This is a genomic window from Frankia sp. AgB1.9, from assembly GCF_016786355.1.
Taxonomy (GTDB): Bacteria; Actinomycetota; Actinomycetes; order Frankiales; family Frankiaceae; genus Pseudofrankia.
Genome location: NZ_JADWYX010000198.1, coordinates 1 through 9,975 on the forward strand (window position 1 = coordinate 1; position 9,975 = coordinate 9,975).

The following is a 9,975-nucleotide window of genomic DNA, read 5'->3' on the forward strand; positions in this document are numbered from 1 at the left end:
CCCCCCCCGGGGGCGGCCCCCGGGGGCCCCGCGGGGGGCGGGCGGCGCGGGGCGGCGCGGGGCGGGGGGCCGGGCCCACGCGACCGCGGTGATCGTGCACTGGGGCCGGACCGAGTCGACGGCACGGCTCGCGGCGCGCCTCGATCAGATGAGCCGGATCGACGGCGTGGTGGTCGTCGCGAACGACGGCGCCGCCCGCCCCGCCGGGCTTCCCGCGACGATCGAATGGCTCGTGCCGCACGCGAACCTTGGTTTCGCCGGCGGCTTCCGACTGGGTGCCGCCGCTCGCCAGGACAGCCACGCCTACCTGCTGGTGAACAACGACGTCTGGCTGCCGGAGCGCACGCTGGGCGCCTGCCTCGACCTGCTCGCGCACGACGGGGTCGGCATCGTCGGCCCAACACTGCTCGACCCCGAAGGCATCCATCCCGCCCCCGAGCGGCCTACCGCGCTGTCCCTGACCTCGCGCCGCCGCCATGCCGCGGGTCCGAATGAGCCGGCCGACGTCCCTTTCGTCACCCGCACGGTCCTGCTCATCCGCGCCGAGTGCCACCGTCAGGTGCCCATGGACACCCGCTACTTCCTTGGCTACGAGGACGCCGACCTCGCCTGGCGAGCCAGGGCCGCCGGCTGGCGGGTGATAGCCAGCCGGCACCAGGCGTGGCACACCGGTGGCGGCGTGATGCGCGGCGATGCCATGACCTACTTCACGACGCGCAACCGGATCTGGTTCGCCCGCGCGCACCAGGGCCGCAGCGGCGTCGCCGGCGCGCTGTGGTTGGCGCTGGGCACCGTGCCGCGGTCGGCCGGTTCGGACCTTCTGCGCGGGCGCGGCCTGGCGCGCTGCCGGTTCGCCTGGCATGGCCTGCTCGACGGGATCGGCCCGCTGCCACCCGCCGACCGCCCGTTCCCCGACGAGCCTCGCCCGACGCACTGGGAGAGGACACACCGGGCCCGAACATCTCGCTCGACCAGCCGACGCGCCACGAGCCTCGCTGTGTCGCCGACGGCCGCCGCGAGCCGGGCCGGGCAGGCCCGGGTGCCCACCCCGAGCGGGGCTTCCTGGTCCGGCGGGCTGGCAGGCGCCGCCGGGCGCGGCCTCGCGAAGGTCGCGCCGGGCTGGAACGCCCGCTACGCCATGCGCCAGTCATCGCTGCGCTGGCTGCGCGGCGTTGACGAGGTCGTCAAGCCGATGCTCGCTGTTCTCGACGCGCCCGCTGTCCCGGCGAGCGTCCGGTCGCTCGCCGAGCGGGCGACGCACCGGCTGGTGCTGCGGCGTCGGCTCCCGGCGCCCTACAACAAGACCCGGATCTACACGTCGAGCGAGGCCGGTCTGAAGCACCTGCGCGGGACGCTCACCCAGATCGACCCGGTGCTCATCGGCCTGATCCGGGAGACGGTGCGGCCGGGCGCGGTTGTCTGGGACATCGGCTCGAACGTCGGGCTGTCCACTTTCGCCGCCGCCACGGCCGCCGGTCCCAGCGGCCATGTGCTGGCCGTCGAGCCGGACACCTGGCTGGTCGGCCTGCTGCGCCGCTCGGCGGCGCTGCCGGGCGACCGGGCGCCCGTCGAGGTGCTGGCGGCAGCGGTCGGCGACGTGACCGGCATCGGCCAGCTCTGCGTGGCAACCCGCAACCGGGCGACGAGCCACCTGGCCGGCTTCGGCCATCGCGCGAAGGTGCGCACGACGATTCCGGTTCCGACCGTCACGCTCGACGACCTGCTCTCGCACGCGCCAGCACCCGACGTACTGAAGATCGACATCGAGGGCGCCGAACTGCTCGCACTGGCCGGCGCCCACCGCGTGCTCGCCGAGGCCCGCCCGACCGTCATCTGCGCGGTGGCCGGGGCGAACGCCCGCCGGGCGCGGGCGATGCTCGCCGAGCACGGATACCAGGTGCTCGACGGCGAGCTCCCGCCGGCCAGCCGCGTACCGGTGCCAGCCGCGCCGTGGACGACGCTCGCGATCCCGGTCGGCGCTCGCCCGCAGGCCGGGCCACCCCGCGGTCCCTCGGCCGCTGCCCCGACCCGCGAGCCAGCGGCATCCGTGCCACTGGCGCGGCGCGACCGGGGCCGGTAGGCGAACCGGCACCACCCGCGCCCGGGCACCGCGGCAGGCGCCCGTTCGCGCCCAGGCTCAGATCGGCTGGCTCCGTGGGAAGGGAACCCGCGCCAAGGCCGCGACCACCCGGTCGAACCGGTCCCAGCGCGGCGCGATCGCCAGCACGTTGGACGTGAAGCGGCCGTTCGCGACAGGGCCGTTGGGGGTCAGATTGAACAGCACGTAGCCGGCGTCCAGCAGACGGCCGACCAGCTCCGCCTGGCCCGGGGTGCCGCCGCGACGGGCCACCCGGGAGGTCAGCATCTCCAGCAGCAGCGCCGGAGCTCTGTCCTCCAACAGTTCCGTCGCGCCCCGCAGCACGTCGATCTCCGCTCCTGCGACGTCGATCTTGACAAGATCCGGCGGCCGGTGGCGGGCGACGTAGGCGTCGAGGGTGTCCAGGCGGGCGAAGTGGTCGGCGTGGCTCGGGTCGGCCACCGCATGCGCGCGGCCGGAGGCGCCCTGGTAGCTGCGCAGGCCGGTCTGGCCCACCGTCGCCCCGATCGCGCTGGCGACCGGAACCACCTGGCCCAGGCCGTTGCGCTGGACCATCTCGCGCAGTACCGCCATGGTCGGCGGCACCGGCTCGAACGCGTGGACCTGCCCCCAGCGGCCGACCAGGCCCGCGGCCCACAGCGTGTAGACGCCGATGTTCGCGCCGACGTCGTAGCAGGTGTCGCCCGGCCGCAGCACCGCCTCGAACACCGGGGCCAGCGCGGGCTCCCGGTACCGCAGCGCCGAAAGGGCCCGCGCCGAGCCGTCCCGGCAGCTGGCCACGTCGAAGGACATCCCGTTCGCGAGCCGGCCGGCCAGCGGGCCACCGTAACGGTCGACGGGCCCGCGCACCCACCCGACGACCTGGTCACGGCCCCACAGTTCGGGCAGCCGCGCGTCCAGTCGCCCGGCGACCCGCCACCGCACCGGCCCCCGCCGTCCGGCGAGCACCACCCCACCCAGCGCCATGCAGAGATTTGTATCAGGCCGAGCACTCTCCGTAACTACGTCGACGGCCGGGCCGGTGGACCGGTCGACTCGCGTCCGCCGATGGGCGAAACGTTTGCCCGGGTGTGTGCGGCGGACCACAATAGATTGGATCAAGTATTCATTTTGCGTCTTGGTCCGCGCGGTGCCAGGTCCGTAGGGCGTCTCGGACCGGCTGGAACGGCGAAGGAGTCGCGACATGCTGCGATGGCCCGACGGTGACCTGCTTCCGGCCCCCGCCCGCGAGCGCCTGCTGGGTCCCGGGGCACCGTTCGAGCTGACCCGCGAGCGGGTCCGCGGCGTCGAGATGACCGTCTTCGCCCGCCGGGCGCCCCACCTGCCGGCCGTCCTCGCCAGCGCCTGCGCGCGTTTCCCGGACCGGCCCTACCTGGTGTTCACCGGGCCGGGCGACGCGGACGCCACCACGCTCACGTTCGCCGACGTGGCCGCGCTGGCCGTCCGCGTCGCCGCGGTGCTGCGCGCCGAGTACGGGGTGAAGAAGGGCGACCGGGTTGGCTTCGTCGGGGCGAACAGCGCCGAGTACGCGGTCGCGCTCTGGGCCGCGCTGTCGATTGGGGCGATCACCGTCGGGCTCAACGGCTGGTGGACCGGTCCTGAGCTCGCCCACGGGCTGCGGCTGACCGGGCCCGTCGTCGTGTTCGGCGACGATCGCCGCCTCGCCCGGCTCGACGGTCTCCCAGAGGCGTCCGACCAGCCGGTCGTCCGTTTCGCCGACCTGTTCGCCGCGCTGGCACCCGCTGACCCGGCCGCCGCCACCCCGGCGGCCGCGGCCACCGCGCTGCTGGAGCTGTGCCCCGAGCTCGCCGAGGACGACCCGGTCGCGATCCTGTTCACCAGTGGCACCACCGGGCGGCCGAAGGGCGCGCTGCTCCCGCACCGCGCGCTGGTCAACTTCGGCCCGGACGCGGCGTTGCGTGGCACGGCGAACGGGCTGATCGACCAGCTCGCGGCGGGCACCGCCCCGGCTGCGCCCGCCTCGCCGCCGGTCACGATCCTGGCCGGGCCGTTCTTCCACATCTCGGGCATCGGCCCGCTGCTGACCAACGCGCCCTACACCGGCATGACGCTGGTCTTCGCGCCACCCGGGAAATGGGACCCGACGGTCCACCTCGACCTGACCGCCCGCTACGGCGTCACGAGCTGGTCCGGCGTGCCGACCCAGTTCCTGCGCCTCGTCGAACATCCCCGGCTGGCGGACTACGACCTGTCCCGGCTGCGCGGGCTGGGCGGCGGCGGCGCAGCGCTCGCGCCGGAGCTGCTGCGGATCATCGACCGCGACCTGCCCGGTCGCGGGATCGGCGGCGGTTACGGCATGACCGAGACCAGCGGTATCGGCGCCACCACCGGCGGCCGGCGGCTACGGGCCGCGCCCGGGTCGGTCGGCGTCGCGTCCCCGACGGCCGAACTCAAGGTAATCGGCCCGGACGGGGCGGAGGTGCCCGACGGTGAGGTCGGCGAGATCTGCGTGCGAGGGCCGAGCGGCTTCCTCGGCTACTGGGCCGACGAGCACGCGACCGCGGCCGTCCTGGGTGCCGACGGCTGGTACCGGACCGGCGACTACGGCCGGATCCGGGACGGCCTGCTCTACCTGGAGAGCCGGCTGCGCGATCTGATCATCCGCGGCGGCGAGAACATCTACCCGATCGAGATCGAGAACCGGCTCGCCGAGCACCCCGACCTGGCCGACGCGGCCGTCATCGGCGTCGCGCACCGTGAGCTCGGCCAGGAGGTGCTGGCGGTCGTGGTGCCGCGCGACGGCGCCACGGTCACCGCCGAGGACGTCCAGCGCTGGGTCGCCGCCGCGCTCGCGTCCTTCAAGGTCCCCGCCCACGTCCGCTTCGCCACGGAACTGCCGTACAACGCGACCGGGAAGCTCCTCAAGCGCGACCTCGAAGCCCGCTACGCCTCGACGCCCTGAACAGGCGCTGCCGGCCCTGAGCAGGCCCTGTCGGCCAGACGACGCCCACGGGCCGAGAAGACCGGTGGTCGCCGCCGCTACGGCCTGTCACGATCAGCCCGTGACGTTGATTCTCAGCGTCGGGCTGGTCGGCCCCGGCGCGCGCGGGCCGGCCCTCGCCGCCGCCCCGTCGACCGGTGACACCTGGGGCATCAGCGGACCCACGTTCGCCGGTGTGTACCTGCTGCTGCTCGCCACGGTCACCGCCGTGGTCTGGATCGCCCGCCAGTCGCTGCTCGGCCCGGGGGGTCCCCCTCCGGGCGGGTGGCCCACCCTTCCGCCCGACGACCTGGCCTACCTGTCCGGCGGCCTGCGCCGAGCGGTCGACGTCGCCGTCATCTCGCTCAACGAGCAGGGCCTCCTGGCCAGAGAGAGCCGGGCCGGCGGGGCGATGCGCGTGGTCGGCGCGCCCCCGCCCGGGACCGTCACCGCGTTCGAATGGGCCGTCGGCGACGCCGTCGGGCGCACGGGCCGGGCGCGGTCCGGGTCGCTCGTGGTCCAGCTCGCCGGCCACCCCACGGTCGGGGCGATGCGCGAGCGGCTGCTCGGCCTCGGCGCGCTCGCCACCCGCGAGCGCTCCCGGACGGCGCGCCGCGTCGCCTGGCTCTATGCGGTGCTGCTGGCCCTCGGGATCGCCCGGCTGGCCGTCGGCGCGTCCCGGCACCGTCCGGTCGGGATCCTGACCCTGGAGCTGCTGGCCACCGTCGTGCTCGCGCTCGTCGCCGCCGCGAGCGTGCGGTACCCGGCGCCGTCCCAGCGCGGCCGGCTGCTGCTCAGCCAGGCGCGGGCGGGTTCCGCCGGGCTGCGCTCAGGCGGGCTGCCCGGGCAGCGGGCCCTCGCGGTCGCGTTGTTCGGCCCGCCCGCGTTGTGGGCCGCCGACCAGGAGCTGGCCCGCCACCTCGGCTTCTCCTCGCCCAGCTCCTCGGGCGGCGGCGACTCGGGTGGTGGCTGCGGAGGCGGCGGCTGCGGGGGCGGCTGCGGCGGCTGACCGACGCCGCGACGAGGTTCCACCCGTCGCGGCCGGCGCCGGATCGCGGCCGCTCCAGGGCCGAGCCGGCGATCAGGTAAACCTGGGCGAACACGGGATCAACCGCCCCTACTGGCGACGGGCTGGGCGGATGCATCCGCCCAGCCCGATTAGGCCGGGGGAAGTCGACGCGCCGGGGCCGGGCTCCGGCCTACCCGGGACCGGACACTTAGAGTCACCGTCCGTGCTCTCCACACATCGTCTCGATATCGGGGCCGAGACCGGGGCCCCACGCGTCCTGCTGCTGGCCCCGTCGGGAGGGCTCGGCGGGGGCGTGGAACGCTACCTCGGCACGGTCGAGGAGCGGCTGCGCGCAGGCGGGGCCGAGGTGCACCGGCTGGACCTGTACGGGCCGTCACGCCCGCGGGGCGCCCGGGCCCGGCTGCGGTTCGCCGCCGTCACGTTGCGGGCCGCCCGCCGGCTCGCTCCGCTGGACGCGGTCCTCACCGGCCATCCGAGCCTCATCCCGGTCGCCGCGGCGGCCGCCGCGGCCGGCCGGGCCGAGCGGGCACCGGTGCTGTTCTACGGCACCGACATCTGGCGGACCCGGCGGTTCGGCCGGGCGCTGCTCGCCCGCTGCCCGGCGCTGTACCCGTTGACGATCAGCTCCTACAGCGCGGGAGCGCTGGCCGACGTCGGCGTGGCCCCGGTGCTGCGGCCCGGTCTCGCCGCCGCCTGGCGCGCGACGCTGCTGGCCGCGGGCGCCAGGGCCGCCCGGGCCACCGAGACGCGCCAGGCACAGACCCAGCCGACGACCGTGCCGCACGCCGCCCTGGCTCAGCGGCAGCCGCCGACGCTGCTGACCGTCTTCCGCCTCGCCGACGCCGACTGGGCCGGCAAGGGCCTGCCGGAGCTGCTGGCCGCGCTGCCGGCGGTGCGCCGCGCGGTCGGGCCGGTGCGGCTCCTGGTCGCCGGCCGCGGCCCGGCCCCGGACGGCCTGCGCCGGGCGGTCGGCGCGGTGACGGACGCCGAGCTGGTCGAGTCGCCGGACGACGCGAGCCTCGCCGCCCTGTACGCGGGCGCCGACCTGTTCGTCCTGTGCACCAGGACTCGCCCCGGCCGCAGCGGTGAGGGTTACGGCATCGTGCTGACCGAGGCCCAGCTCGCCGGCTGCCCCGTCGTCGGCCCGGTCTCCGGGGGTGCCCGGGACGCCTACGTCGACGGCGTCACCGGTGCGACGCCGGCCGACGAGTCGCCGGAGGCTCTCGCCGCGGTGCTCGCCGCGCTGCTCGCCGACCGGGCCCACCTCGCCCGGATGCGCCGCCGCGCCGCCGAATGGGCCCGGATGGCGACCGAGCCCGCCGAGCACACCCGGGCCGTCTTCAGCGCGGTGCTCGGGCGGGCCCCGGTCAACCGGCCCACCGAGACGCCGACCACCGGCTGGACCGCTCCCCCACCCCGGCCGGGCGGCACGGCCGCGCCGGAAACCCGGCTGGGCGCCACCGCCGCGCCGCCGCCGCGCCGGCCGGCCGCGCGGGTCTGGCCCGAACGGGGCGGCCTGCCCGGCACCGCCGCCGACCGGGACGGCGACTACCTGACCAGCGACTACCTCGAGGCCAGCCGCGGCTGGAGCGACGACATCGAGATCGACGACCTGGCGGGCCGGTAGCGCCGTCGCGGCGCGAAGGCTTCACCCGGTTGGGCTGCGCGGCCCGACCCGTGGACGCGGGCCCGGCGTCCGCGCCGCACCACCGGGGCGGGCGCCCGGCTGCGCCGGGACCAACGTCGCGCCACCGCGCCCGCCCGCCCGCGCCGCCGCGGCCCCCAGGTCGGTCCGAGCACCGCGCTGCTGCGCCGCCGGGTCGGTGCCCGCCGGGTACTGGTCCCCACCAGGCTGGCTCGGCGTCGGCTCGACCAGGCTAGCCGCGGCCTCGGGCGCCGGGTCTCCCTTGGCCGGGCCGGGCTTCAGCGGGCCGGCCTTGGCCCCGCTGGCCCTCGACTGGCCCTGCTTGGCCTGGTTCGGCTTCACCGGCGGCGCCTTGGCCGGGTCCGCCTTGACCGAGGCGGCCTTGGCCGGGTCAACCTTGGCCGGGTCCGCCTTCGTCGAGGCCGGCCGAGCCGAGGCCGCCGGGTCGGGCGGCGACGGCTGACTCTGACTCTGCCGGGAGACACGCCGGGCCCAATCCTCCAGCCAGCTGACGACCCGTCCGCCGGCCAGCGGCGGCGAGACGAAGTAGCCCTGCACCTCGTCGCAGCGCCAGCCGGCCAGCGCCAGCCAGGCCCCCTTGGTCTCCACACCCTCGGCGACGATCTTCAGGTCGAGCGCGTGCGCGAGGGCCACCGTCGAGCGCACGATCTCGGCTGCCGAGGGATCCCGATGCATGTCCCGCAGGAACATCTGGTCGAGCTTGACCTCGTCGGCCGGCAGCTCGCGCAGATAGGCCAGCGAGCAGAAGCCGGTGCCGTAGTCGTCCAGGCTGACCCGCACACCGAGCGCCCGCAGCTCGGCCAGCGTGCGCCGGGCCTGCTCCCGCACGGTGATCAGCGCCTCTTCGGTCACCTCGACGACCAGCGCGCTCGGCTCCAGCCGGTGGCGGGACAGCGCGTCCTCGACGACGGCGGCGAAGCCGGTGTCGTCGATCACCGACGGCGGAACGTTGACCGAGACCGACAGCTCGGCCCCGGCCCCGCGCCAGCTCGCGCAGTCCGCGAGCGCGAGCTCCAGCACGCGGCGGGTCAGCGCTGGCATGAGGCCGGCCTGCTCCATCTCCGGCAGGAACACCCCCGGGCCGCGCAGGCCCTCACGCGGGTGCTGCCAGCGCACCAGTGCCTCGACGCCGGTGACCCGGCCGGTGCGCGGGTCGGCCTTGGGCTGGTAGCGCAGCTCGATCTGGTTGTCCTCCAGCGCGCTGCGCAGCTCCGCGCGCAGCCGCAGCCGCGCGCGGCCGGGCGCGGCAGCCGTGTGCCGGTTGCGCTGGTAGGTGCGCTGGCCGACGCGGGTCAGCTTCGCCTCGTACATCGCGGCCTCGGCGTGCCGCAGCAGCTCCGCCGCGCCCCGGCCGTGCGCGGGAGCGTAGGCGATCCCGACACTCACCTCGGTCTGCACCGGCAGGTCGGCGAGCAGCACCGGCGCCCGCAGCGCGTCCCGTAGCCGGTTCGCGAGCAGCTCGGCCCGGCCCGGACCGGCGTCGCGCAACAGCACGGCGAACTCGTCGCCGCCGATCCGGGCCAGCAGGTCCGACGGGCGCAGCAGCTCGCGCAGCCGGCTCGCGACGACGACGAGCAGCCGGTCGCCGCTCTGGTGGCCGAGCACGCTGTTGATCTCCCGGAACCGGTCCAGGTTGACCAGGACGAGCGCGGCCGGCGAGACCTCGCGCACCCGGTGCTCGCCGCCGCCCACCACCCTGGCCGCGGCGTCGAGGAAGGCCCGGCGACCGGCCAGGCCGGTCAGCTCGTCGCGGCCGCGGAACCGGCTACGCACCGGCCTGGCCCGCAGCGACAGCAGGCACAGGCCCGCCACCGCCAGCGCCGAGGCGGCGAAGAGGACGCCGCCGGTCCACCCGGCCCCGTACCCGCCGAGCACGGCCAGCGAGGCCAGCGCGCCCAGCACGCCCGCCAGCAGCGCGGCCGCCGTCACGACCAGAGCCGTGGCCGGTCGGGTCCGCGCCGGCTCCTGCGGCGTCGGCCAGCCGGCGGCCACGGGTCGCGGCAGCGGGCCGGTCACCGATTGCGCCGCGGCGTCCGGGCCCGGCGCGGCCATCGGGGCTGGGCCGTGCGTCGTGCCGAGTGGGGCCGGGCGGTGCGGACTGGGCATGGTCGGCCCGTCGGCGCGGAAGACGGGCCGTACCAGCGCGGCGCCGGGTAGCGGGGCGTCCCGCCTCGCCGACGCTGGCGATGGGCCAGCCCAGCGAACGGCGGCGCCCGCGCCCAGCAGGCGCGGCGGCGTGC

6 protein-coding genes are annotated in these 9,975 nt (G+C 76.4%); 4 read left to right on the forward strand and 2 right to left on the reverse strand.

Annotated features, from left to right (window positions below; genetic code table 11):
- On the forward strand, nt 1-2,080 hold a 2,080-nt coding region (locus I6A60_RS42500; protein WP_238437194.1), incomplete at its 5' end, for an FkbM family methyltransferase.
- A gap of 57 nt (nt 2,081-2,137) precedes the next feature.
- Here I6A60_RS42500 and I6A60_RS39455 read toward each other — a convergent pair.
- A complete protein-coding gene (locus tag I6A60_RS39455) occupies nt 2,138-3,064 on the reverse strand; it encodes an FkbM family methyltransferase (RefSeq protein WP_238437195.1) in 927 nt (308 codons plus the stop codon).
- Between the two features lie 217 nt (nt 3,065-3,281).
- Between I6A60_RS39455 and I6A60_RS39460 the strand changes: the two genes are divergently transcribed.
- The 3 genes from I6A60_RS39460 (at nt 3,282) to I6A60_RS39470 (ending at nt 7,696) form a co-directional block, all read left to right on the forward strand.
- Nucleotides 3,282-5,021, forward strand: a complete 1,740-nt coding sequence (locus I6A60_RS39460) for a class I adenylate-forming enzyme family protein (protein WP_203011815.1) — start codon at nt 3,282-3,284, stop codon at nt 5,019-5,021.
- 100 nt (nt 5,022-5,121) lie between these two features.
- Complete coding sequence (locus I6A60_RS39465) at nt 5,122-6,048, forward strand: TIGR04222 domain-containing membrane protein (protein WP_203055856.1); 927 nt, start codon at nt 5,122-5,124, stop codon at nt 6,046-6,048.
- Between the two features lie 130 nt (nt 6,049-6,178).
- The gene (locus I6A60_RS39470) at nt 6,179-7,696 is read left to right on the forward strand and encodes a glycosyltransferase family 4 protein (protein WP_203042629.1); all 1,518 of its coding nucleotides are present in this window, start codon (nt 6,179-6,181) and stop codon (nt 7,694-7,696) included.
- A 21-nt stretch (nt 7,697-7,717) separates the two neighbouring features.
- On the opposite strand, the gene I6A60_RS39475 is transcribed toward I6A60_RS39470, so the two are convergent.
- A partial coding sequence (locus tag I6A60_RS39475) for a bifunctional diguanylate cyclase/phosphodiesterase (RefSeq protein ID WP_203055857.1) occupies nt 7,718-9,975 on the reverse strand: 2,258 nt, incomplete at its 5' end.